This is a genomic window from Kibdelosporangium persicum (genome assembly GCF_013280595.1).
Lineage (GTDB): Bacteria > Actinomycetota > Actinomycetes > Mycobacteriales > Pseudonocardiaceae > Kibdelosporangium > Kibdelosporangium persicum.
This window is the reverse complement of the sequence record NZ_JAAATY010000055.1, coordinates 1-23,036: the sequence shown is the minus strand read 5'-3', so window position 1 is coordinate 23,036 and position 23,036 is coordinate 1. Positions and strand designations below refer to the sequence as shown.

The 23,036-nt window shown below is 67.6% G+C and carries 23 protein-coding genes; 13 read left to right on the top strand and 10 right to left on the bottom strand.

Translation table 11 applies throughout. The features are described from left to right. Positions 1-98: 98 nt before the first annotated feature. Genes GC106_RS48565 through GC106_RS45410 form a run of 3 tightly spaced genes read right to left on the bottom strand, consistent with a single transcriptional unit; the run spans position 99 to position 858 of the window. Positions 99-341: an integrase gene (locus GC106_RS48565; protein WP_246368303.1), complete on the bottom strand. Its 243-nt coding sequence runs from the start codon at positions 339-341 to the stop codon at positions 99-101. Next, positions 338-652 carry a hypothetical protein gene (locus tag GC106_RS48560; RefSeq protein WP_246368300.1) on the bottom strand — a complete coding sequence of 105 codons (315 nt, stop codon included), beginning with the start codon at positions 650-652 and terminating at the stop codon, positions 338-340. The genes GC106_RS48565 and GC106_RS48560 overlap by 4 nt, the downstream gene beginning before the upstream one ends. Continuing rightward, positions 649-858, bottom strand: a complete 210-nt coding sequence (locus GC106_RS45410; protein WP_173142407.1) for a hypothetical protein — start codon at positions 856-858, stop codon at positions 649-651. The genes GC106_RS48560 and GC106_RS45410 overlap by 4 nt, the downstream gene beginning before the upstream one ends. Before the next feature lie 183 nt (positions 859-1,041). Here GC106_RS45410 and GC106_RS45405 point away from each other — a divergent pair, with 183 nt between their 5' ends. The 5 genes from GC106_RS45405 (at position 1,042) to GC106_RS45385 (ending at position 9,068) form a co-directional block, all read left to right on the top strand. Then, positions 1,042-3,885 carry an AfsR/SARP family transcriptional regulator gene (locus GC106_RS45405; RefSeq protein ID WP_173142406.1) on the top strand — a complete coding sequence of 948 codons (2,844 nt, stop codon included), beginning with the start codon at positions 1,042-1,044 and terminating at the stop codon, positions 3,883-3,885. A 207-nt stretch (positions 3,886-4,092) separates the two neighbouring features. Next, the gene (locus GC106_RS45400) at positions 4,093-5,388 is read left to right on the top strand and encodes a S1 family peptidase (protein ID WP_173142405.1); all 1,296 of its coding nucleotides are present in this window, start codon (positions 4,093-4,095) and stop codon (positions 5,386-5,388) included. Positions 5,389-5,525: 137 nt separating this feature from the next. Beyond that, positions 5,526-5,807 carry a hypothetical protein gene (locus GC106_RS45395; RefSeq protein WP_173142404.1) on the top strand — a complete coding sequence of 94 codons (282 nt, stop codon included), beginning with the start codon at positions 5,526-5,528 and terminating at the stop codon, positions 5,805-5,807. A gap of 648 nt (positions 5,808-6,455) precedes the next feature. After that, the gene (locus GC106_RS45390; RefSeq protein ID WP_173142403.1) at positions 6,456-7,961 is read left to right on the top strand and encodes a glycosyltransferase family 39 protein; all 1,506 of its coding nucleotides are present in this window, start codon (positions 6,456-6,458) and stop codon (positions 7,959-7,961) included. 207 nt (positions 7,962-8,168) lie between these two features. Further along, positions 8,169-9,068, top strand: coding sequence for a LysR family transcriptional regulator (locus GC106_RS45385; protein ID WP_173142402.1), 900 nt, complete (start codon positions 8,169-8,171; stop codon positions 9,066-9,068). A 6-nt stretch (positions 9,069-9,074) separates the two neighbouring features. On the opposite strand, the gene GC106_RS45380 is transcribed toward GC106_RS45385, so the two are convergent. The 4 genes from GC106_RS45380 to GC106_RS45365 form a co-directional block, all read right to left on the bottom strand. Further along, a complete protein-coding gene (locus tag GC106_RS45380; RefSeq protein ID WP_173142401.1) occupies positions 9,075-10,103 on the bottom strand; it encodes an MDR family NADP-dependent oxidoreductase in 1,029 nt (342 codons plus the stop codon). A gap of 33 nt (positions 10,104-10,136) precedes the next feature. After that, entirely contained in the window at positions 10,137-10,880 is a 744-nt protein-coding gene (locus GC106_RS45375) for an SDR family oxidoreductase (protein WP_173142400.1), read from the bottom strand. A 52-nt stretch (positions 10,881-10,932) separates the two neighbouring features. Continuing rightward, positions 10,933-11,697 (bottom strand): SDR family oxidoreductase, encoded by a 765-nt coding sequence (locus GC106_RS45370; protein WP_173142399.1) that lies wholly within the window; start codon positions 11,695-11,697, stop codon positions 10,933-10,935. 200 nt (positions 11,698-11,897) lie between these two features. Continuing rightward, positions 11,898-12,056, bottom strand: a complete 159-nt coding sequence (locus GC106_RS45365) for a hypothetical protein (RefSeq protein ID WP_376777835.1) — start codon at positions 12,054-12,056, stop codon at positions 11,898-11,900. 385 nt (positions 12,057-12,441) lie between these two features. Here GC106_RS45365 and GC106_RS45360 point away from each other — a divergent pair, with 385 nt between their 5' ends. Both GC106_RS45360 and GC106_RS45355 read left to right on the top strand, forming a co-directional pair. Beyond that, a complete protein-coding gene (locus tag GC106_RS45360) occupies positions 12,442-12,648 on the top strand; it encodes a hypothetical protein (protein ID WP_173142398.1) in 207 nt (68 codons plus the stop codon). 34 nt (positions 12,649-12,682) lie between these two features. Next, positions 12,683-12,853: a hypothetical protein gene (locus GC106_RS45355; RefSeq protein WP_173142397.1), complete on the top strand. Its 171-nt coding sequence runs from the start codon at positions 12,683-12,685 to the stop codon at positions 12,851-12,853. A 314-nt stretch (positions 12,854-13,167) separates the two neighbouring features. Here the strand turns inward: GC106_RS45355 and GC106_RS45350 are convergent, their stop codons facing one another. After that, entirely contained in the window at positions 13,168-14,211 is a 1,044-nt protein-coding gene (locus GC106_RS45350; protein ID WP_217281788.1) for a LacI family DNA-binding transcriptional regulator, read from the bottom strand. 205 nt (positions 14,212-14,416) lie between these two features. On the opposite strand from GC106_RS45350, the gene GC106_RS45345 reads away from it, so the two are divergent. The 5 genes from GC106_RS45345 (at position 14,417) to GC106_RS45325 (ending at position 20,022) form a co-directional block, all read left to right on the top strand. Beyond that, entirely contained in the window at positions 14,417-15,937 is a 1,521-nt protein-coding gene (locus GC106_RS45345) for an alpha-N-arabinofuranosidase (RefSeq protein ID WP_173142396.1), read from the top strand. Positions 15,938-15,990: 53 nt separating this feature from the next. Continuing rightward, positions 15,991-17,307: an ABC transporter substrate-binding protein gene (locus GC106_RS45340; RefSeq protein WP_217281786.1), complete on the top strand. Its 1,317-nt coding sequence runs from the start codon at positions 15,991-15,993 to the stop codon at positions 17,305-17,307. 11 nt (positions 17,308-17,318) lie between these two features. Continuing rightward, positions 17,319-18,329, top strand: coding sequence for a carbohydrate ABC transporter permease (locus tag GC106_RS45335; RefSeq protein ID WP_173142395.1), 1,011 nt, complete (start codon positions 17,319-17,321; stop codon positions 18,327-18,329). Next, positions 18,329-19,201 (top strand): carbohydrate ABC transporter permease, encoded by an 873-nt coding sequence (locus GC106_RS45330; RefSeq protein ID WP_173142394.1) that lies wholly within the window; start codon positions 18,329-18,331, stop codon positions 19,199-19,201. Before GC106_RS45335 ends, GC106_RS45330 begins: the two co-directional genes overlap by 1 nt. A 281-nt stretch (positions 19,202-19,482) precedes the next feature. Further along, a complete protein-coding gene (locus GC106_RS45325) occupies positions 19,483-20,022 on the top strand; it encodes a pyridoxamine 5'-phosphate oxidase family protein (RefSeq protein WP_173142393.1) in 540 nt (179 codons plus the stop codon). Between the two features lie 30 nt (positions 20,023-20,052). On the opposite strand, the gene GC106_RS45320 is transcribed toward GC106_RS45325, so the two are convergent. Beyond that, positions 20,053-20,760 carry a hypothetical protein gene (locus tag GC106_RS45320; protein WP_173142392.1) on the bottom strand — a complete coding sequence of 236 codons (708 nt, stop codon included), beginning with the start codon at positions 20,758-20,760 and terminating at the stop codon, positions 20,053-20,055. A 163-nt stretch (positions 20,761-20,923) separates the two neighbouring features. Beyond that, complete coding sequence (locus GC106_RS45315; protein ID WP_173142391.1) at positions 20,924-21,769, bottom strand: helix-turn-helix transcriptional regulator; 846 nt, start codon at positions 21,767-21,769, stop codon at positions 20,924-20,926. Between the two features lie 184 nt (positions 21,770-21,953). Here GC106_RS45315 and GC106_RS45310 point away from each other — a divergent pair, with 184 nt between their 5' ends. Next, positions 21,954-22,874, top strand: a complete 921-nt coding sequence (locus GC106_RS45310; protein WP_173142422.1) for an aldo/keto reductase — start codon at positions 21,954-21,956, stop codon at positions 22,872-22,874. Positions 22,875-23,036 lie beyond the last annotated feature (162 nt).

Here is a 23,036-nt window from a genome sequence, read left to right as displayed (position 1 = left end):
CCCTGTCTCGGAGAACTCGGACAGTTCCGGACAGGTTTAGGGGGTGGTGTCCCGGTATCGCGGCGCGTTGTGCGTGCCGAAAACCACGTCCGCGCTGATCATGCAGCATGTCGGTACTCGCGAATAACGCCGCCGAGACGGTCCTGGCGATGTATCGCGAGGTGCTCCATCTGGTCGGGTTCAATTGCCTCAGGCAGGGCTCGCAGGGGTGATGCGGCGGCGAGTGATCGGCGAGTTCGGTGCAGGTTGTAGTGCCGCTCGTGCTCGCGAAGTGCGTGCCGGAGGTGGGTCTGGTGCCAGATCAGCGTGCGGTCCAGCAGTTCAGTGCGGAGCGTTTTCACCCAGGTACCGTGATCGCGTTCATGCGGGGTATCCGGACACCGGCCAGTACCGTCGCGATCCCGGCGCTGCTGGGGATCTTGTAGATCAGCGCGGGGTATTTGCCGCCGTGGTCGCGGATGAGGAATCTGACCTGCGTCTGGGTTGCGGCGTCTTCGAGATCCATAAGGAGGTTGCGGACGGCCTGTGTCACCCAGGCGTGTGCGGGGTGCGCGGTGGTGCCGAGTATGCGCACGCGCCGGCCAGCGTGATGGATGGCGGCGAGGATGTACTGGCGTGCGTCGGTCAGGGTGATGGTCTCGATGAAGTTCATGGCAACACGAAAGTGGTGAGGCCACTGCCGGTGCCCTCGTGGGACCGGACGTCATCTATGCCGATCTGCCGAGGAAGATCGCAGGGTAGCCGGTCCGGCGGTGCTCTGGTCTGGGCGGGGGCCGCCATGGCCGGGGTGGCCAGCAGGACCGGCCAGGCCACGGCGAAGGCACCGGCCATCGCCAGAACCATCCTTCCCAAGATCACGATTGTCTCCCCTACAGTCGTCCAGGCCCGGAACGGGCCTGTGCCGTAACAGTGGGATACGGCCGTTGGGCAGCCGTATGTCCGCCGTATAGCGGCGGTATTCGGGCTGCTGGCAGCGGTAGTTTCGAGTTGCGGTCGTCGCGTGTGCGCGGGCGGGTTTTGTCCAGTACGCAAGGGGGCGGCATGGAGTTCAGCGTGTTGGGCGCGATCGAGGTCGCCGATGGTTCGCGGCAGATCGAACTGCGGGCCTCCAAACAACGGATCCTGCTGTCGGTGTTGCTGTGCCACGCTGACACACCGGTGTCAGTGGATCAGCTCCTGGACGCCTTGTGGGGTGCCAGCCCACCTCGTACCGCGGTCGACAACCTGCGGCTGTACGTGCATCAGCTACGACGTGCGCTGGGCGACAGCCAGCGGATCGTCCGCCGTCCACCGGGCTACGCCCTGACTGTGCGGCAAGGGGAACTGGACGCCGCGCGGTTCGAGGCGCTGGCCGACGCCGGGCAGAACGCCCTGATCGACGGCGAACCGGCCGAGGCCGCCCGGCTGCTGCGCGAAGGGCTGGCGTTGTGGCGAGGCACGCCGTTCGCCGGCCTGGACCACGTCGACCTGCTGCGTGAGGAGGCATCCCGGCTGCAGGAGCGCCATCGGGCCGTGCTCGAGTCACGGATCGAGGCGGACCTGGCCATCGGCCGGCACAACGAGCTGATCGCCGAGCTGTCCGTCCTGGTGACCCGGTATCCGCTGCGCGAACAGCTCCGCGTGCAGCTGATGCTCGCCCTGTATCGGGCCGGACGGCAGGCCGAGGCGCTCGCGGTCGCCCGCGACACCCGCCTGCTGCTCGCAAAGGAGCTGGGCATCGACCCAGGTCCCTACCTCAGGCGTCTGGAACAGGCGATTCTGTCCGCCGACAAGTGCCTGGAACTCCCTGCGGTGCCTGCGAAAGCGGCACCTAACGAGGCACCGCCCGAACGGGGCGGGACCACCGGCGACCCGGTGCCCCGGCAGTTGCCCGCCCACACCCCGCACTTCGTGGGGCGGTCCGAAGAACTCAACCAGCTCACCAAACTGCTCGACGCCGCCACCGCCGGAGACGGGGCAACGGCCGTCGGGACTGTGGTGATCTCGGCGATCGGCGGCACAGCGGGCATTGGCAAGACCACACTGGCCGTGCACTGGGCCCACCAGGTCACCGATCGATTTCCCGACGGCCAGCTGTACGCGAACCTGCGCGGTTTCGACCCCGGCGGCACACCGACCCAGCCGGCCGAAGTGGTGCGTGGCTTCCTCGATGCCTTCCAGATGCCGCCGGAACGTATACCGCTCACGCTCGACGCGCAGACAGCGTTGTACCGCAGCCTGATGGCCGACCGGCGGATGCTGGTGCTGCTGGACAACGCACGTGACGTCGAGCAGGTACGACCGCTGCTCCCCGGTAGCTCCACCTGCCTGGTCCTGATCACCAGCCGCAACCGGATGGCCAGCCTCGCGGTCCAGGAAGGCGCGCGCCCGCTCACCCTGGACGTGCTCAGTACCGCGGACGCCGAAGCCCTGCTGGCCAACCATCTTGGCCACGAGCGGATCGCGGCCGAACGGGAGACGGTGCTGGAACTGATCGCCCACTGCGGCCGGTTGCCGCTGGCCCTGGCGATCGTGGCCGCTCGCGCCGCCGCCCAGCCCGCGTTTCCGCTCCGGCTGCTGGCCGACGAACTCAGCGACGAGCAGACCAGGCTCGACGCGCTGGACGTCGGCGACTCCACGGCCAATCTGCGGGCCGTCCTCTCCTGGTCCAGCCACCACCTCGACACGCACTCAGCACGGCTGTTCCCGTTACTGGGCTTGCATCCCGGCCCGGACATCGGGTCAGCCGTCGCGGCCAGCCTGGCCGGTGTCTCCCTGGCGCAGGCACGAGCGGCGCTGGCCGAACTGACCCGCGCGCACCTGCTCGACCGGTCCGCGCCGGACCGGTTCGCGTTCCACGACCTGCTCCGCGTCTACGCCGCCGATGAGGCCGCTGTCTCGGTGACCGAAGAGGAGCGGCACGCGGTCCGGCATCGGATGCTGGACTACTACGTGCATACGGCCAACGCTGCCGACCGGTTGCTGGATCCGCACCGAGACCGGATCGTGCTGGACACACCACAGCCAGGGGCGCTGCCGGAACACCTCACCGGGCCGGCTGCGGCCTGGGCATGGTGCACGGCGGAATACCCTGTGCTGCTCGCGGTCATCACACATGCCGTAAACCTCGGGTTCGACCGGCATGCGTGGCAGCTGGCGTGGCTGCTGGGGACGTTCTTCGAACGTTGCGGACATTGGCACGAATGGGACGCCGCTTCGGGCGTGGCGTTGGAGGCCGCGATACGGCAGGGCGACCAGGACGGACAAGGCCGCGCCTATCTCAGCCGTGCCCGCGCCTGCGCGCTACTCACCGCCTATGACGACGCACTCCTCCACCTGGCGCACGCTCTGGACATCTACCAGCACCTCGACGACCCGGTCGGCCAGGCCCACACCCACCATGCGCTGTCCTGGGTGCTGGAACACCAGGGACACCTCGACGACGCGCTCGGCCATTCCCAGCGCGCCCTTGACCTTTACCAGCGCGCGGGTCACATCGCGGGACAGGCCAGAGCGCTGAACATGGTCGGCTGGGATCACGCCCAGCTCGGCGACCACCAGCGTGCCCTGGCCTGCTGCCAGCAGGCTCTCGACCTGCATCGAGAACTCGGCGACAGCCTCGGCGAGGCACACACGTGGGACAGTCTGGGGTTCGCCCACCACCATCTCGGAAATCACTCGCAAGCCATCTCCTGCTATGAGCAGGCCATCACCCGCTATCAAGGCATGCGCAACCGCTACTACGAAGCGGGCACGCTCGCGCGCCTCGCCGACACCCAGCATGCGATGGGCAATGCCATGGCCGCCCGTCTCAACTGGCAGCATGCCGTAAGCCTTTTCGACGATCTCCAGCATCCCGACGCCGATCAGGTACGCGCCAAACTCACCGCGCTCCAGGTCGAGTAGCCGTTGCCGAACACGCCCGATATACGGCGGCTATACGGCCACCCAACGAGCCCAGACCATCCTCACAGCGCTGCCCGACACCGGCGGCGCGGGGGATCACATCGCACGACACCACACCTGCCTCCCGCGCTGCCACGCGGCTGATCAACATGCCGCGGACCAGCAACATGGAGGGGAACAGAAGATATGGCCAGTATCAGGACCGCTGTGGGCTTGTTCGCCTGCGCAGTCGCTGCGGCACCATGCCTCGTCTTTGGTGGGAGCACCGTCAATGCCGATCCGATCGCCGCCTCTTCGGTGCGAGCGAACGGATCGTGTGTAGTTCAGGATGACGCGCACCTGCGTGCCGTCAGCACCGAAACACCTGAGGGGTACCCGAGTCACGAAGCGTGGGTGGCCAACGATGCCGCTCAACAGGAAGTCGCCGCGATCAACCGAACTGTGTCGGCCACGTTCGGAGATCCGGAGTCCGTCAGTGCAGAGCACCAACTTGCCCGCGGATTGATAGGTTCCACTATCGAGAACACCACGCGGCAGTACGTCGTGGTCGTCGACCCCACGCTGGTGGACCGCATCGCGCTGCAAAACCGGCTGACGAACACAAAACTCGCGGTCAGCGTGCGCGCCGGCTGTTTCCCGGCGCGGGAGCTGTTGCGGGCGCGGTCCGTACTCGCGAGTCAGGCCTGGCATCCGAAGGCAGCGGCTGCCACGTACACCTACTACCTGGACGCTCACAACTCGACTTATCGGGTCAGCTTCGCCGGGCACGAACGGGAAGTGGGTACCGCACTGAAGGAAGCGCTGGGTTCGCTGGTCACAGTGGAGTTCGGCAACCGGCCCACGTCGGCTGGGCAGAACATCCTCGCGGGCGGTCGCTTCAATGACGCCGCGCCACACTACGGCGGTGCCCAGATCACGCCGCAACTGCCCGGCACCGGTCTGTTGTGCACTGCCGGCTTCACAGTCGTGTTCTCCGACGGCCGCCCCGGTTCCGTGACCGCCGGGCACTGCGCGGACAACTTCGTGTCCTACGTTTCTGGCGCCAACCCATACGGCTTCACCGAAGGCCGGCTTCGGAACTCGTCCCAGGACATGGTCCGGCTGTACACGCTGTTCCAGACCTACGACCATTTCATCCACACAGACCCCGGCGCGCCAGTTCAACGCAACGTCACCGGCAAGGCCAATCCAGTACTGAACAGCTCGGTCTGTGTCAGCGGGTCTGTCACCGGCGCTCGGTGCAGCCTCACAGTCACCTCGCTCAATGGCGGAACGGCGTGCGGTGACGGGATATGCACCAACGGCCTCTTCGTCGCCAGCCGACCGGGTAACGTGATCTGCCAGCCCGGCGACTCAGGAGCGCCCTTCTACACCCAGGCGGCGAACAACGGCGCCACCATCCGAGGAATGTTGATAGGGGCCACGCCTTCGTCCGACACGTGCCTCGGACATCGAGTATCCCAAGTGGAGAGTGGTCTCGGCGTCACAGTGTCAACCGGCTGACGTGCGAGCTTGAAATCCCCGTGAGTGGTTGTCGGCGGTCCAACACCGGCAACCACTCACGAGGCTCTTGCTGGATCAGGTCGCAGTCGCGGATGAGGAACCTGACCCGCGCGGCGCTTCCGCCGTTCTCGAGGTCTATGAGCAAGTTGCGGACGGCCTGCGTCATCCAGGTATGGGTGGGGTGCGGTGGCGTCGAGGATGCATGCCTGCCTGCTGGCGTGGTGGATCGCGGCGAGGATGTACTGTCGCGTTCCGGTAAGGGTGACGGTCTGGATGAAGTTTATCGCCAGGATCGCTTCGGCCTGGGAGCGCAGGACGTCAGCCCACGTGACGGTCGTCCGGTGTGGGGTTGGGGCAATACCCTCGGTCTTGAGGATTTCCACACTGTCGAGGGGACGGGGACGGTCGTGATGCCGTGAAGGGCGAGTTCGCCGTGGATGCGCCGGTAGCCCCAGGTCGGGTTCTCGGCTGCCATGCCGTTGCAGAATGGTGAGTTGGTGGCGTAAGGCGAGGATTTCGATGTCGTTCTCGCGGTTGGTCCTCGGCAGTAGCCGCAGTGCGGTGAAGGCGTGTGTGACGGCGAGGTAGGTGAAGCGAGTGAGCACGAGCCGTGATCATGCCGGAGGTGGCCTCACGCGCCGATGGCTTGCTGACCTGCTCTCGGCGCGTACAGGCTTACCAGTCACAGTCACCATGGATCGAGGGGGTAACCAGTCTTGTCGGTGCGGCGCGACGGCCACCCTTCGCCGCGGACGAGAAGGGCTGGGCGTGGATGGTCCTCCGCGGGAGCATCCCTCTCGTCAAGCCCGATCCCGACGTGTGTGTGGGGTCGAGTGTGGTGCGAGTGTGTCCGCACCGGTCGCACTGGTGATTGTGGACGGTGGTGGCCGCTTGGCGGCGGGGCATTCGGTGGACCTTCGTGGTCCGGCACGATGGCTCCGCCGCCGAGGCGATGTCGGCCTGCCGAAGCGACTCTCGCCGACCGAAAGGTCAACGGTGCGGGGAGAAAAGGGCAGTGTCCGGGTCTTCGGGAGGAACAGTGTCCCGACGCTCGGCATACTCGCCGCGTGAGTGCTGATCAGGTGGAGGTGCCCGCCCCGGTGGGCCGGTCCGAGGTGGCACCGTCGGCGACGGCTCCCGAAACCGACCAGCTTCCTCCGTTGTCCCGTGCGGCCGGACTGATCGCGGCCGCAGTCGGCGTGGTGCATCTCGTGGCGGGTTCGCTGCACCGCGAGTACTTCCTCGACGAAGCGATGACCGTGGTGATCGGCCGTTGGCACCTGGACTGGGGCGCGGTGGACCAGGCCCCCGTGGCGCCGCTGCTGGCCTGGCTCACCAACACCGTGGCTCCCGGGTCGGTGCCGCTGCTGCGGATCGTGCCGTCGCTCGCCACGGCGGCGGCAGTCCTCGTCGCGGCTCTGATCGCCCGTGAGCTGGGTGGGGATCGGCGGGCCCAGATCCTCACCGCGCTCGCCCAGGCCACGGGTCTCTACAGCGCGCTGGTCGGCCACTGGCTGACGCCCTACACCCTCGAACCGTTGCAGTGGCTGGTGATCGTGTGGCTGCTGGTGCGGTGGATCAGAGTTCGGCGCGACCGCTTGCTGGTGTGGACGGGAGCGGTGCTCGGCCTCGCTGCGGAGACGAGGTTCCAGGTCATCCTGTTCGCGGCGGTGCTGATGGCCGCGGTGGCGGTGGTGGGGCCGCGGGAACTGCTCCGGCGGCCCGCGTTCTGGCTGGCAGCGGCGCTCGCCGGGGTGCTCGCCGCCCCGACGCTGATCTGGCAGGCACTGCACGACTGGCCACAGTTGGCGATGGCCGGGGCCGTCGCGCAGGAGTCCGTGCTCTACGGCGGGCGAGCCGGCGTCGCCGTCGGGCTGGTGGTGACGGCGGGGATCATCGGAACGGTCCTGGTACTGATGGGACTGGTCGCCGTGTGGACCGACGAACGCCTGCGCACCTATCGCTTCCTGTCGGTCACGTTCATCGTGCTGTTCGTGGTGTTCGTCGCGACAGCCGGGCGTTACTACTATCTCTTCTCCTTGCACGGTGCCCTGGCCGCGCTCGGCTCCGTCGCCTTCGCGCACCGGCGTGCGGCCGGGCGACGGACCAGCAACCGGGTGGTGTGGTCCGGCGCGATCCTGTCCGTGGCCGGCGCGGTCGGGGCTGTCGTTCTCGGCGGGATCCTGGTGAGCCAGCGGGCACCGGGTCCGCAGGTTCACGAGGTCGCCCAGGCGTGGTCCACCTTGTCACCGGACCAGCGTGCACGGGCTGTGCTCTACGTTCCGAACTACGTCAGCGCGGCCGAGATCGACACCGCCGATCCCGCTCTCGGCCTACCGCTGGTCCACAGCGGACACCGCAGTTACGGCCGTTTCGATCCACCGCCCGACACCAAGGACCTCGTTGTCTACACCGGCACCGATCCCGCCGAACTCGCGGCGCTGACCACGGACTTCCAGCAGATCGGCGGCACCGCGGCGAACCCGGTGTGGCTCGGCCGCATCCACGACCGGACCTGGAGCGCGGCCTGGCCGGAGCTGCGCACCTTCGTGATGTACGACTACCACGGCTGACTGCCCGCTTGGCCGACCCTGCCGCTGAAGCCCCGTCCTGGCTGTCCAGGCGGGTGTCGGCGGTGACGACGACCGTGGCGCGGCAAAGGCCCAACCCGCCAGCGTCGAGCAGACCGCCGTCACCGAGCAGGAGGGGAAACTGGCGTCGTTCCTCTTCGGTGACCAACGGTAGGCTTACACCGTTACAACGGTTGCGGGGAGGGGACGATGAGCCTTCGTCAGTTCGAGTACGCCCTGGCCGTTGCCGAGGCGGGCTCGGTGACGGCGGCGGCGGAGCTGCTGCACGTCGCTCAACCGTCGATGTCCCAGCAGATCCGCAGCCTGGAGCGGGAGCTCGGCGTGACGCTGTTCGACCGCACGCCGACCGGGCTGGTGCCCACCGCGGTCGGCCGCGCATTCCTGCGGGAGGCGGAGGTGGCGGTGAGCGCGGCGCGGCGGGCGAGGGCGACGGCGCGGGCCGGTGCCGCCGAGCTGGAGGGCGAGCTGGTGGTCGCGGCCCAGATGGGCCTGGGCACGCGGCAGCTCCCGGGGGCGTTGACGGCGCTGCGAAACCGCTACCCCCGGCTGGAGGTCACCGTCTTCGAGGAGCCGAACTCCGCCGAACTGGAGCGGCTGGCGCGCCGGGGCGTGCTGGACCTCGTCCTGAACACCGGGCCGTGCGACGACCACTCGTACGAAGCCCACCACCTCGGCGACGAGGAGTTCGTCGTCGTGCTGGGCGCCGGGCACCCGCAGCTCGCCAAGCACCGGGTCGAGCTGCGTGAGCTGGCGCGGGACCCGTGGGTGCGGTTCGACCAGAACAGCAGGATCGACGACGTGCTGCGGGACGTGCTGCGGGACAACGAGCTGGCCCCGGCCACGGTCGCCCGCGTGTCCCAGACGGCGACGGCCGTGCAGTGGGCCGCCCACGGGCTCGGGGTGACGCTCGTTCCGGCCTCCGCGGTGCCCTACGGCCACGAACACCTCACGCGCCCGGTGTTCCCGGCCGTGTCCCAGCCCATCATCGCCGCGCTCCAGCCCGGAGCGGGCCCGGCGGAGCGGGCCCTGCTCGAACTCCTGCGCCAGGAGACCTGGTACAGCACCGCCTGCTTCGCACGGGCGTCCTGACCTCCGTCAGGTGCGGGGTCCGGTCAACCGCACGATGAGGTTGCCGCGGTGCACGCCGGCCAGCAGCTCGTCCTGGGCCGTGATCGCCCGCGCCAGGCCACCCTCGACGATGGTGTGCGGGAAGGTGATCCGGCCTTCCGCGTGCCATCGGGCGTAGTGGGTGCTCCACGCCCGCACCTGGTCGGGGGTGTGCCTGGTGGAGAAGGGGCGGATCTGGATCTCGTTGACGATGGCGGTCATGATGTCCAGGCGCGGGTGCCCGCCCTGCCCACCACCGATCTGCCCGGCGAGGGTGCCGCACAGTGCGAAGCGGGCGCCGAACGCCGCGTGCCGGAGCGCGGCCTCGAACTGGGTGCCACCCACGGTGTCGAAGAACACGGTGATCCCGTTGGGCGCGAGCCGGTCGAGCCGCTCGTCGAGGTCCTCGGACTTGTAGTCGATGGCGGCGTCGAGCCCGAGGTCCTCGACGAGGAAGCGGCACTTCTCCGCCCCTCCGGCGATCCCGATGACCGTGGCGGCGCCACGCGCCCTGGCGATCTGAGCCGCCATCGAGCCGACACCGCCGGCCGCTCCGCTAACCAACACGATGTCGCCGTCGTCGACGGCCGCGATGTCGACGATGCCGTGGTAGGCGGACACGCCCTGGTTGAGCAGGTACTCGGGACCGGGGAAGAGGCCGTCGGGGACGGGGAAGGCCTCGGCCGCGTCGAGGACGCTGTGCTCGCGCCAGCCAGCCGTGTGGAGCACGGTGGTGCCGATCGGGAGGTCGGCGGCGCGGGACTCGACGACCCGGCCGATCGCTGTGCCGGAGATCGGCTCGCCGATCCGGAAGGTCGGCACCGGGATCTGGGACCGTTCGAACATGAGGTCGCCGCTGGCGGCGATGAGGTGCTGGAAGACGTTCTCCACCAGGACCTGGTTCGCACCGAGCGGTGGCAGCCGGACCGGCGCCACCTCCAGCACCGAGCTGGGAGGTTGGGCGAGATCGGTTCGGTGCGCGCGCAGGACGACGGCGGACGACTCTCGGATGGTCATGCAAGCCCTTCGGTTGGTGCCGACCGGATCGGCTCAGAGCTGGGAGACACCGCCGTCGACGGCGAGTTCGGCGCCGGCGGTGTACGTGGCGTCGAAGGCGAGGAACAGGGCCGCCTTCGCGACCTCCTCGGGAGTCCCGTAGCGCCCCATGGGATTTTCGGCCACCCGCTCCGCCCTGAACTGGTCGGCGGCCTCCTTGGGCAACGTCGCCTCCAGGATTCCCGTGTCGATGGGACCCGGGCTGATCGCGTTGACCCGGATTCCCCTCGGGAGCAGCTCGCGGGAGAGGGTGCGGGCCATCGAGCGCAGCCCCGCCTTGCCCGCCGAGTAGACACTGGCCGCCTGCAAGCCGATGACGTTGGCGACCGAGGTGGTGAGGACGACGCCGGCGCCCGTGCTCAGCAGCGGGGCGAGCTTCTGCACGGTGAAGAAGGCGCCCTTCACGTTGATCGCGAAGAGCTCGTCGTACTCCTCCTCGGTGGTCGACCCGAAGGGTGTGGGCGGCGAGATGCCGGCGTTGACGAACAGGGCCTCGATCGTGCCGAGCTCGTCCCGCACGCGGTCGGCCAGCGCATCCAGGTCGGCGAGTGCGCCCACGTCATTCCGAACCGTCACCGCGTTCTCGCCGAGCCGCTCCCGCGCGGCGTCGAGCTTGGCCTGAGACCGGCCGGTGATTACCACGCGGGCGCCGCCGTCCACCAGCATCTTCGCGATCGCGAATCCCATGCCGCTGCTGCCACCTGTGATGACCGCGTTCTTGCCGCTGTACCCGTCCATGTCAAACTCCTGCTTCTTCGTTGAAAATCGCCGTTCCGCCATGTCGTCGCGGTCAGGCCCTCGGGTACTCGCCGCCGTCCACGACGAGGTTGCTGCCGGTCACCCATGCCGCCCGGTCGGACACGAGGAACAGCACCGCGTTGGCGACGTCGTCGGGCTGGCCGTCGCGCCCCAGCGGGGTGGTGGCGGTCGCCCCCGACGCTTCGGCGACCTGTGCCCACAGCTCCCGCGTCGCCACACCGCCGGGAGTGGTGGTCCTGCCAGGGCTCACGGTGTTGACCCGGACGCCGAACGGGGCCAGGGTGGTTGCCAGTCCCCGGCTGTAGTTCTCCAGCGCCGCCTTCGCCGGCCCGTAGTGCAGGAACTGCGGCGACGGGCCGAGCGCCGCCGTGGAGATGTGCACGATCGCGCCGGTACGCCGTTCCCGCATCCCCGGTGCCAGCAACGCGTTCAGCCGCACCGAGGCCAACAGGTTCAGGTTGAGCGCGTCCTGCCACTCCTCCTCGGGGATGGCCAGCCCGTCCGTGTGCGGTCGCGCCCCACCCACGTTGTGGACGAGGATGTCCACCCCGCCGAGCCTGTCCAGCGCGGTCTCGGCGAGCGCCGCCACACCAGCCGGCGTCCGCACGTCGGCCATCACGAAGTCGGCCCCCTCCGGGGGCGTGTACTTCGTCGTCTTGGCGGTCGTGAGCACCTGTGCGCCCGCCCCCATGAGTTGGCGCACGATGGCCGCCCCGATGCCGCGAGAACCACCCGTGACCAGAGCCCGCTTACCTTCGAGTTCCCGCGTTCCCGATCCGTTTCCGGCCGAGGTCATGCCAGCGTCCTTTCGATTGCGCGTTGAAATGACCCGACAAAATGACGTCTGGTGCACACGAGCGTTTCTGTGAAATCACGGTGCGCTCCCCGTCGGGCTGTTTCACGGTACGTCCACAAAAGACCGAGAGGCAAAGACGAAATGTCAGCGGGGCCATAGGGAACGCCTATGGCACCGCTGACGGCGACCGGGGCGGGGTGTCATCCGTCGAGGAAGCGCACCAGCTCCGCGGTGACGAACCGGGGGTTCTCCTCGACGAGCCAGTGTCCGGCGTTCGGCATGTCCACCGCCCGCGTGATGTTGGTGGTGCGAGGGGCCAGGGTGGCGCGAACCGCGTCAAGTTGGCCCTGGGCGGTCATGGCGTACACCCAACTACGGCTGGTCCGCGTCCTCACGGCCGATCTGCGCCGCCCGTGGGAGAAACCCGTTACAGCCCAACGACTGTCCCCGGCCCGGGTTCGGAGAGGGCTTCGGAACCCGCGGCCGCACCTGGCCTGTCCGGCCGGTGTCCCGAAACCCTCACGACCCGGTCCCGGCCGCCCCGCCGGGATACCCAACCACCAGCCCGCGCCGCGCCACGACGTCCACACCCTCGTGAGTGTTTGTCAGGGTTAGAACACCGATAAACACTCACGAGGGACCTCGCGCAACTGGTCGGTCCGCCGTCGGCGCGGCCTCACCGGGGCCCGCGGTGGCAGTGCCCTCCTCGGCCTCGCAGCGCCCGTTCTGCCATATCCTTGGTCGGTGCCCCGCCCGCCCAGCATCGCCGATCTTCGCGCCCGGAACGGCATCCCCTTCGCCGTGGTCGTGGTCGACCGGACGGTGGGGGTCGACCTGCTGGCTCGGTTCACCGCCCGCGTGCGCACCGCGGGCGGTGAACCGCTCGGCGTCTTCGATGCGGTGCGCGAAGTGGACGGGCCGGAGGGGCTGAGGTGCCCGCCGGGCCGGTGAGCGGACCAGCCCGCGTCGCCGGTGGTGATTCCAAATGGGACGAACGGGAACCTGCTTGCCGTCCTTCATGGTGGACTTCCGGGCTCCGTTCGGCTTGGGTAACGCGGCCGCCGACATCTGCCCGGACCACCCGGCAGGCAGCCACTGGGCAACCGTTGCCCAGTGGCTGCCGACCGGCCGGCGCGGTCCCGAACACCGGTTGTAGCTACTGTGGACAGTCCAATGTGAACGATCAGCTGCGGTCGTTCACTCGGTTGCTGTGATCGTGTCCGCGTTCTCAGTGGTTCCGTGCTCGACGCTCATGTCGGTACTTCCTGCGCCGCGAGCATCTCCCAGTCTGGGGGCACTACGCCGGACGCGACAGAGAGGACGCTGCCGGTCATTCACACCACATGCTGTGGTGTACCCGACGGTGTCGGCAAGCGTTTCCCGGAGGGACGGCCGAGTTGTCCGCTGTTCGTCCGTCCATGTCGTCCGGTTCTGGCTGGACATCCGTCGTGCGTGATGTCTTTGTCCCGATCACTCATCGGTGCAGGCGGAGCAGGGTGAATTCCTGGTGCTGCCTCGGGTTACGAGCGAGACGGTGCTGACGATGTGTTCGGGGGCGGCGTTCTTGTCCGCGAGCTGTCGGCGCAGCAGGCGCAGCGCCTCGGCCACCATTGCCGGGCGATCGGGGTCGATGGTCGTCAGGCCGGGGGTGAGGTGCTGAGAGATGTCGAGGTTGTCGAACCCGACGAGCTGCACGTCATCCGGAACGCGCAACCCGGCATCGTTGAGGCCGGCCAGGGCGCCGATCGCCACCTCGTCGGTAACGGCGAAGATGCCGTCGATCTTCAGTCCAGCGGCCAGCACATCAGTGATCGTGGCTCGTGCCTCCGCGATCGAATAGTCGTGGAGTGGAATCACGAGGTCTGGGCGGGGATCCAGGCCCGCGTCGGCGAGCGCGCCTGCCCAGCCGTTCGCGCGATAGGTCGCCATCTCCGGGCGAGGTGCGGTGAGTTTGCCGCCCAGCGCCGCGATTCGGCTCGCGCCGCAGGAGATCAGGTGCTCGGTGGCCAGTCGCGCCCCGGCGGCGTTACGCATCTGGACGCGGTGGTAGCGGTCTGGCACGTCCTGTTCGCCGAGCAGCACGATCGGCAGGTCCGGATGGATTCGATCGAGATCGGCCGTGTCCAGTCCGACAGCGCCAAGCAGGACGCCGTCGTACTGCTGGAGCCGGGCGAGCGAGAGCGCGGAGAGCTCGCGTTCACGGCTCGCGCCCGACTGTTCGACGACGAGGTGCATGCGGTCCGCCGCCAGTGCGTCCGAGATCAGGGCCGCCAACTCGCCGTAATAGTGCAAGTCGAACCTGGGCACGATCAGGCCGACCGTGCCGGTCCGCCCCGATCGAAGACGCCGGGCAGTCAGGTTGATCTCGTAGCCGAGCCGGTCGACGACTTCCAGTACGTGAAGCCGAGTGTCGGCCCCGACGTTCGACCGGTCGTTGAGCACGTTCGACACGGTCATCACCGACACGCCGGCTTCGCGTGCCACGTCGCTCATCGTGACGGTGCGTCGTCTCATAACGGTCACTCTCTCAGCTCGGGGTGCGGGGACCTGGGCGTCGGTGTGTGGCGACGATCAGTCACAAAATGGCGACGATGCGCAGTGTCCGGCTTGACGGCGGGGGTGTCCAGTCGCGACTCTTCTCGCTCGAAAGTGTAACGATAAACTACGAAACTTTCGCAGTTCAAGCGCGGCGCAGACACCGTCCACACCGGAAGGCGACATGACGACTACGGCGATCATCAACCTGGACTTGCCTGGTCCGGTCATCTCCCGGCATGTGTACGGCCACTTCGCCGAGCACCTGGGCAGGTGCGTCTACGGCGGGTTCTGGGTGGGCGAGGACGCGAAGGTGCCGAACGTGCGCGGCATCCGCGCGGACGTCGTCGAGGCGCTGCGGGCACTGCGGATCCCGAACCTGCGGTGGCCGGGGGGCTGCTTCGCCGACACCTACCACTGGCGCGACGGCGTCGGGCCGCGCGAGCACCGTCCGCGGATGGTGAACAGCCATTGGGGTGACGTCGTCGAGGACAACTCCTTCGGCACCCACGAGTTCCTCGACCTCTGTGAGCAGTTGGGCGCACAGCCGTACGTGTCAGGCAATGTCGGCTCCGGCTCGGTGAGGGAGATGGCCGAGTGGGTCGAGTACCTCACCCGTGCCGGCGACTCGCCGATGGCCGCGTTGCGCCGGGCACACGGGCGGGACAAGCCGTGGCGCGTCCCGTTCTGGGGAATCGGCAACGAGGCCTGGGGGTGCGGCGGCAACATGCGGGCCGAACACTACGCGTCCCTGGCCCGCCACTACTCGACGTTCGTGCGTGACCAGGGCGACAACAAGGTCTACCGGATCGCCGTCGGCCCCAGTGACGGCGACTACGAGTGGACCGAGACCATGATGCGCTCGTTCGACGACCTGGCTGCCGACCCGGTTGCGCCGGCGGCTCCGTTTCAGGCGCTGTCGCTGCATTACTACACGATGACCGGTTCCTGGTCGGACAAGGGCGCGGCGACCCGCTTCACTGAAGACGAGTGGTACGTCGCGTTGTCCCGCGCCTCGCTGATGGAGGAGTACCTCACTCGGCACAGCACGGTGATGGACCGCTACGACCCGCACCGCAAGATCGGGCTCGTGGTCGACGAATGGGGCACCTGGTGGAACGTCGAGCCAGGCACCAATCCGGGGTTCCTGTACCAGCAGAACACGTTGCGCGATGCCCTGGTGGCCGCAGTGCATTTCGACGCCTTTCACCGGCACGCCGACCGGGTGGTCATGGCGAACATCGCTCAGACGATCAACGTGCTCCAGGCCGTGCTGCTCACTGACCCGGATTCCGGCGCGCTCGTGCGCACGCCCACCTACCACGTGTTCGAGATGAGCACGGGTCACCATGACGCGGCGTCGTTGGACGTCCACCTGCGCGATGTTCCGACCGTCGAGTCGGATGGGCGAGAACTCGGCCTCGTCTCGGTCACGGCGTCGACCAAGGACGACAGCGCGCTCGTCTCACTGGCCAATCTGGACATCGGCTCCCCGGCCGAGGTCGTGCTGGACCTGCGCGGGCGCACCGCACAATGCCGCGGCGCGCGGATCCTCACCGCACCGACGCCCGCCTCGCACAACACCCCGCACACTCCGTCCGCCGTGGCACCAGTTGGGTTCGACGGTGTGCGCGAGCATCCGCGCGGCCTGCTCGTCGAGTTGCCGCCGCACTCCTACCTCACAGCTGAGCTCCAGCTCAGCTAATCCGCCGCGATACGGCACCAATGCCGGACGTCAGCCAACCAAAGGAGTTGTCAATGATGACACGCAGGTACCGCTCCAGGACGCTTGGCGTTCTGGCAGGCACGATGTCGGCAGCCCTCGCACTGTCGGCCTGTTCGACGGCTCCGGAAGCCAGCGGTTACAAGGAAGGCGATCCGTACACCCTCACGGTCTGGACCAACTTCACCGGCGAGGCCGGCCTGGCCTGGTTCGACAGCGTGGCCAAGGAGTTCGAGGCCTCGCATGCGAACGTCACCGTCAAGGCCCAGCACATCCAGAACGAGGAGCTGGACGGAAAGCTCCAGACGGCGCTGAACTCCGGTGACGCACCGAGCGTCTTCATGCAGCGCGGCGGCGGCAAGATGCGGGACATGGCCAAGGCCAACCAGCTCCTTGATCTCACGGGCAGCGCGGCCGATTCCCCTGAGTTACGCGAGAAACTTGGCAAGGTGTCGTACGAGGCGCTCACCGTCGACGGCAAGCTGCTGGCCGCGCCGCAGCTGGTTCAGCCCGGTGGCATCTGGTACAGCAAGGATCTGTTCAAGCAGGCAGGCATCACCGAGATCCCGAAGACGGTCGACGAGCTGGCCGGCGCGATCGACAAACTCAAGGGCGCCGGCATCACCCCGATCGCGCTCGGTGGCAAGGACGCCTGGCCCGCCGCCCACTGGTACTACTTCTTCGCGTTACGCGAGTGCTCGAAGGACACCCTTGAGGCGACGAACAACTCACTGGACTTCTCCGACCCGTGCTACGAGAAGGCGGCCAAGGACGTCGTCGACCTGGCGGCCCTCAAGCCGTTCAACGAAGGCTTCCTGAACACGTCCGCGCAGCAGGGCGCCAGCAGCTCGGCCGGCCTGCTCGCCAACCACAAGGCGGCCATGGAGCTCATGGGAAACTGGGAGCCGGGCGTCGTCAAGGACCTCACTCCGAACAGGGAACCGCTTCCCGACCTGGGTTGGTTCCCGTTCCCGCAGGTGGCGTCCGGCAAAGGTGACGCGAAAGCGCTCATGGGCGGCAAGGGCGGATTCTCCTGCTCGGCCGGTGCGCCGAAGAAGCTGTGCGGGGAGTTCCTCGCGCTGATGAACTCGGAGAAGAACCAGGAGAGCTTCTACACCGCGTTCGGTTCCATACCGCTGCACGCCGACGCCCAGGACGTGGTGAAAAACGACTACGACAAGCAGATGATCGACGCCCTCAACGAGGCGACCTACGTGTCGAACTTCCTGGACACCAACTATGGCCAGAAGGTCGGCACCGTGCTGAACCAGGCGGTCATCGAGCTGCTGACGGGGAAGACGACTCCTGCGGGGTTGGTCAAGGCGATCACCGAAGCGGCCGGCCGGAACTAGGAGTCGACCACATGGAGACAGCCGCGCACGTAAACCGCGACGTGCCGGACAGTGCGCGGACCGGGGCCAGCGCCGCCGAGGCGCCGGCCCCGGCCGGTGGGCCGGCCCAGGGGCGTCGAGTGCCCTGGCGGCGGTGGGCGGAGATCGCGCTGCTCGCCGGCCCGGGGGTCGTCGTCTTTGTCACGTTCGTGATCGTGCCCGTCCTCATGGCCGGGTACTACGGCTTCTTCGAATGGAGCGGTTACGGGGTCCCGACCGAGTTCGTCGGCCTGCGCAACTACGAGCTGATCTTCACCGACGGCGCGTTCCTCGAAGCGATGTGGCACAACGGGTTCATCCTGGTCATGTCGCTGATCCTGCAGGGACCGGTGGCTATCGGGATCGCCCTGCTGCTGAACCGGAGGATGCGCGGGCGTTCCCTCATCCGCGTTCTGATCTTCGTTCCGTATGTGATCTCAGAGGTCATCGTCGCGATCGGTTTCAGCCTCATGCTGCACCCCACCGGTGCGGTCAATGACGTGCTGGACCGGATCGGGCTCGGTGGTCTGGCGCTGGATTGGCTCGCCGACCCGGACGTCGCGATCTGGACGCTGATGCTGATCCTGGTGTGGAAGTACATCGGGTTCGCGGTCATCCTCATGCTCGCCGGTCTCCAAGGGATTCCCGACGAGCTGCGCGAAGCGGCCGCGATCGACGGCGCGTCGTACTGGCAGACGCAGTGGCACATCACATTGCCGCTGCTCGGTCCGACCATCAGGATCTGGGCATTCCTGTCCATCATCGGCTCGCTACAGGTGTTCGACCTGGTGTATGTGATCTGGGGCCAGTACGTGGCCGACACCGCCGGGACATCAACGATGGCGACCTACATGGTGGCCAACGGCCGGATATCCGGCGAGTACGGCTACGGCAGCGCCGTCGCCGTGGTGATCTTCCTGATCTCGCTCGTGATCGCGCTCGTCTATCAGCGGTATGTGCTGCGCCGCGACACCGAGGGCGCGCTGACTGAAGGTGTGGCCTGATGTCCACTGCTGTTGCATCCGGCACGACCGCTCGCGGGGCTGACCGCTGGGTTGTGACCGGGCGAGGGAGCCTGGCCGCCTACCTGGTCGCGTTCGCCCTGATCGGCCTGTGTCTGGCGCCCGCCGTCTACATCATTCTGGGTGGGTTCCGGACGAACTCCCAGATCATCCGGTCGCCGGCCGGTTTGCCAGAGCCCTGGGAGGTCGGCAACTACACTGGGCTGCTGACCGGCGAGGTTTTCTGGCAGCAGCTCCTCAACTCCGTGATCGCCGCGGTGGGCACCACGGCCGGCGCTGTCGTGCTCGGTCTCATGGCCAGCTTCGTGATCGCCCGCTATCCGTTCAAGATCAAGCACCTGATGTACTCGCTTTTCACCGCGGGACTCATGTTCCCCGTCACGGTGGCGATCACCCCGCTCTACATCATGGTGCGCGACCTCGGACTGACCAACACCTTGGCCGGGATCATCCTGCCGCAGATCGCGTTCGCCATGCCGACCACCGTGATCATCCTCGTGCCGTTTCTGCGAGCCATCCCGAAGGAGTTGGAGGAGGCCGCCCTGATCGACGGCGCGAGCCGGCTTGGCTTCTTCGTCCGGATGGTCGTTCCGCTGTCCCTGCCCGGCGTGATAACCGTAGGGATCTTGGCGTTTGTAGCGAGCTGGAACAGCTATCTGCTGCCCCTGTTCCTGCTCAGCGACAACGACTTGTACACCCTGCCACTGGGAGTTCAGGCGTTCGCATCGCAGTACTCGGTGGACACCGCGCGCGTGCTGGCGTTCGTCTCGTTGTCGATGATCCCCGCACTCATCTTCTTCTCCATCTTCGAACGCCGGATCGTCAGTGGTCTGACCGGGGCAGTGAAGGGGTGAGCGCGGCCATGTGGATCACCGGTGAAACGCCCCGGCTGTCGTCGCGGTCGGCGATGCTCGGAACCTCGTCGGCGAAGGCGGCGGACAGGGTCAGCCATTCCGGACAGGCAGGGCAGTGTGTTTGGCGTGCCCGCATTCGTGGGTCAGCGCACCCCACGCCGGGGCGTAGCGGGCGCGATCGGACAGGTGGTTCGCGGGGTCCACCGTGGCGGGGTCCACCCCGAGGTTCGGTGACTGCGCACTGAGCCGAAACTGTCGGTGGGAGCTGATTGACTAGCCGAATGTTCGAAACTCCCGACGAGCTGCACAGCCTCCAAGTCCTGCTCGACACGTCTTTGGCCGGCTCCAGCAGCCATCTCAAATCGATCATCCGGCCAGGTGAAAGCACCTTGAACGCCGAGCAGGTCGTCCGAGTCTGTCAAGGCATGTGCACCCTGGCCATCGCCACAGTCACCCGGCGCGGTGAGCCACGCATCAGCGGCGTCGACGGGCACTTCCTGCACGGCCGTTGGATCGTCGGCACCCACCGCCAGGCCGCCAAGGCCCGTCATCTCGCGGCGCGGCCCGGCATCAGCGCGACCTTCATGCGCGGCGAGCAGCTCGGCATCTTCACGCATGGACACGCCGTTCCGCTGAACCCCGAGGGGACGAGCAGCGATCCGGCTTGGCCGGCAATCCGCGACTACCTCGTCAACCACTACGACGACGACAGTGAAAACCCGTTCTGGGACGAGAACGTGTGGTATCGCATCGACCCCACCTGGATGGTCGCCTACAGCGCCGACCCCGTCGGGCTGCTCGACCAACAACCGTCAGTCTGAAGAGAGCTCGCGCGGGTTCACCTCAGGCCGTCACGCGGACTCGGAGCAGGAGGCCGGCCGCGGCCCGTCGTCGACGCCCGCCGCGAGTTCGCACATCGACCGGAATTCGATGGCCATGTGGATCTTGTGTCCCTCGACGATCTGTTGCGGTGTCGCCGCGGGGTAGAGCGAGCCGAGTTTGACGGCGAAACCGTTCTCCAGTGGCTTGTACTGGTGGAATGCCAGGACGTTGATTTCGGTGCCGTCGCTGGCCAGGCTCGTCGAACCGGCCGTGAGGACCAGATATCCGGCTGCCGGTTCGACGGGAACCGGCATGGCCGGGTCCGCGATGAGGTGCATCTCGGTCGGGGCGCCGTACATGCCGAAAGTCTCCATCGCGTGCATGCCGTCGCCGTTTTCCTCGATGAAGTAGTGGTCTGGGTTGAGCGAGGCGTAGTCGCGGCTCAGACTCGCTGGACCCAGCGCCCCACGAAGCTCGTCGATGGTCAGCCCTGTCACGGTGACATCGGCGGTGGCGAACTGCATGGGACCTTTCTTCCCGGTCTCCGCGTTCACCTCCTTCCACATCCTGTCGGATGCCTGCAACAGGTCCCGGTAAAGATGTGTGATGCCCTCGACCCCGTACGACTGACGTGCGGTGATGCAGGCTGTGCGGGCTTCGGCGGCGTTCAGGAAGTCGATTTCTTCGTGGCTGAGCCGGCCGCCGGCATGGTCGATGGTGGCTCCCAGCCTTGTCATTTCGTGCAGCACATGGCGATGGCGGTCGTACTCCACCACGGCGAGTTGTTCACAGGACCAGGGGCGGTTGTCGATCGAGCATGCGACAGTGATGTCGGGCATACGGAGGCCTTTCTGATGCGCCTTTTCGCGCAGTGGTCGTAGGCGGCTCGCGTCCCTCGGGCTACGAGGTCGTCTGGAAGTCCTGGGTGCCGATGACGCGCAGCAGTTCGAGCTTCTCGGCGGCGTCGGTGCCTTCGAGGGGGAAGAAGACGAGGAGGTTGAGGTCGGCGTCGGGGGTGGCCATGACCTCGCAGTGCAGCTCGATCGTCCCCACCTCGGGGTGAACGGTGCGCTTGAGGTCGGAGCGGCGGACGCCGACCTCGTGCCGCTGCCACAGTTCGCGGAACTCGGCACTGACCTCGATCAGATCGTTCACCAGGGCACTGACGTCGGCGTCGCCACCACGTCGGGAGTACGTGGCGCGCAGGTCGGCGACGTGTACGGCGGCCAGACGCGCCCAGTCTTCCTCCGGGACGCGAGCGCGTCCCGCCGGGTCGGTGAACATGCGCCAGATCATGTTGCTGTCGCGGCCGGGTGCGGTCTCCCCGTAGCCCAGCAGAGCAGCGAGCAGGGTGTTCTTCCACACGATCTCGCCGAGATCGGTGTAGATGCAGACGGGCACATCGTCGAGACGACTGGCGAGGGCGATGAGCCCCGGGCGTATGTGCCGTCCGGCTCGGCGGGGAGGTGCCGAATATCCGGCGAGGTGGAGCAGGTGGTCCCGTTCGTCCAGATCGCATCGCAGCGCCCGTGCCAGAGCGGCCACGACGGTTTCCGACGGGGCCGACCCGCGCTCCTGCTCGAGCCGGGCGTAGTGGTCGGTGGAGATGCCGGCCAGCTGCGCGACCTCTTCCCGCCGCAGACCCGGTGTCCGGCGGCGAGCACCGGCCGGCAGGCCGACATCGGCCGGCCGCAGACGTTCCCGCCTGCGACGGAGGAAGTCCGCGAGCCCGTGCCGATCGATCATTCCTCCACTATCGCCCGCGTCAGAACGGATAGCCAGGGAGAGCCTCTCCGTGGATACACCGGGCCTGGTCGGCGCACGCGCGGCCGAAGAGGCTCATGGCATGACCGATTCACCTTCCACGACGCTCCACACCCGCCAACTCGGCCGCAGCGGCCCGGTCGTCTCCTCACCTGGTCTGGGTTGCATGGGTATGTCGGGCGCCTACGGGCACACTGATGACGACGAGAGCGTCCGCACCATCCACGCCTACCTCGATGCCGGCGGCACGCTGCTCGACACCGGGGACTTCTACGCCGCCGGCCACAACGAGCTCCTCGTCGGGCGTGCCCTGCGCGAGCGCAGCCGTGACGACGTCGTGCTCTCGGTGAAGTTCGGTGAGCTGCTGACCTTGACCGGGATGCCGGCCGGGATCAAGGACGCCCGCCCGGCGGCGGTGCGCAACTTCCTCACCTACTCGCTGCGGCGCCTGGGCACGGATCATGTCGACATCTACCGCCCCGCCCGGCTCGACCCCCAGGTGCCGATCGAGGACACGATCGGTGCGATCGCCGAGCTGGTCGAGCAGGGATACGTCCGGCACATCGGTCTGAGCGAGGTCGGCTCCGACACCATCCGCCGTGCCGCGGCCGTCGCTCCGATCAGTGACCTGCAAATCGAGTACTCGCTGCTCAGCCGGGAAATCGAGGATGGCATCCTCTCGGTCTGCCGCGAGCTCGGTATCGGCATCACCGCGTACGGAGTCCTGGCCAAGGGCCTCATCGGAGGCAGCGGCGCGGCCGGGGGCGCCCTGCCGATGATGCCGCGGTTCCGGCCCGGCAACCGCGAGCACAACGAAGCGCTGGTGTCCGCCCTGGGGGAGATCGCCGAGGCGAAGCACGCCACGCTTGCGCAGGTGGCCATCGCCTGGGTCGCCGCCCAGGGCGACGACATCGTCCCGATCATCGGGTCGCGGCGACCCGGGCAGATCGAGACCATGATCGCCAGCACCAGCGTCACGCTCGACCGTGAGGACCTGGCCCGCATCGACGAGCTCATCCCGAAGGGGGCCGCCAAGGGCACCCGCTACCCCGAACAGCACATGCCGGATCGCGACGGCGAAGGCTAGGCCGTGTTTCAAATGCCCGATCGCGATAGCCGGGCCGGATGCGGCCCCTGACGCCACCGCGGGACCGCCCAAAGACAACCAGTATTCGCGGCGATCCCGCGGCGACGCCAGGAACCGCCCCGATCCCGACTCTCATCGACCGGGACATTCGAAACACGACCT

Coding starts and splice junctions, on each gene's coding strand:
- GC106_RS45310 (WP_173142422.1), top strand. CDS start 21,954: ATGGGTATGTCGGGCGCCTACGGGCACACTGATGACGACGAGAGCGTC.
- GC106_RS45375 (WP_173142400.1), bottom strand. CDS start 10,880: ATGGACGGGTACAGCGGCAAGAACGCGGTCATCACAGGTGGCAGCAGC.
- GC106_RS45345 (WP_173142396.1), top strand. CDS start 14,417: ATGACGACTACGGCGATCATCAACCTGGACTTGCCTGGTCCGGTCATC.
- GC106_RS45325 (WP_173142393.1), top strand. CDS start 19,483: ATGTTCGAAACTCCCGACGAGCTGCACAGCCTCCAAGTCCTGCTCGAC.
- GC106_RS45340 (WP_217281786.1), top strand. CDS start 15,991: ATGATGACACGCAGGTACCGCTCCAGGACGCTTGGCGTTCTGGCAGGC.
- GC106_RS45380 (WP_173142401.1), bottom strand. CDS start 10,103: ATGACCATCCGAGAGTCGTCCGCCGTCGTCCTGCGCGCGCACCGAACC.
- GC106_RS45405 (WP_173142406.1), top strand. CDS start 1,042: ATGGAGTTCAGCGTGTTGGGCGCGATCGAGGTCGCCGATGGTTCGCGG.
- GC106_RS45350 (WP_217281788.1), bottom strand. CDS start 14,211: ATGAGACGACGCACCGTCACGATGAGCGACGTGGCACGCGAAGCCGGC.
- GC106_RS45335 (WP_173142395.1), top strand. CDS start 17,319: ATGGAGACAGCCGCGCACGTAAACCGCGACGTGCCGGACAGTGCGCGG.
- GC106_RS45330 (WP_173142394.1), top strand. CDS start 18,329: ATGTCCACTGCTGTTGCATCCGGCACGACCGCTCGCGGGGCTGACCGC.
- GC106_RS45315 (WP_173142391.1), bottom strand. CDS start 21,769: ATGATCGATCGGCACGGGCTCGCGGACTTCCTCCGTCGCAGGCGGGAA.
- GC106_RS48560 (WP_246368300.1), bottom strand. CDS start 652: ATGAACTTCATCGAGACCATCACCCTGACCGACGCACGCCAGTACATC.
- GC106_RS45365 (WP_376777835.1), bottom strand. CDS start 12,056: ATGACCGCCCAGGGCCAACTTGACGCGGTTCGCGCCACCCTGGCCCCT.
- GC106_RS45370 (WP_173142399.1), bottom strand. CDS start 11,697: ATGACCTCGGCCGGAAACGGATCGGGAACGCGGGAACTCGAAGGTAAG.
- GC106_RS45320 (WP_173142392.1), bottom strand. CDS start 20,760: ATGACAAGGCTGGGAGCCACCATCGACCATGCCGGCGGCCGGCTCAGC.
- GC106_RS45385 (WP_173142402.1), top strand. CDS start 8,169: ATGAGCCTTCGTCAGTTCGAGTACGCCCTGGCCGTTGCCGAGGCGGGC.
- GC106_RS45395 (WP_173142404.1), top strand. CDS start 5,526: ATGAGCAAGTTGCGGACGGCCTGCGTCATCCAGGTATGGGTGGGGTGC.
- GC106_RS45355 (WP_173142397.1), top strand. CDS start 12,683: ATGGGACGAACGGGAACCTGCTTGCCGTCCTTCATGGTGGACTTCCGG.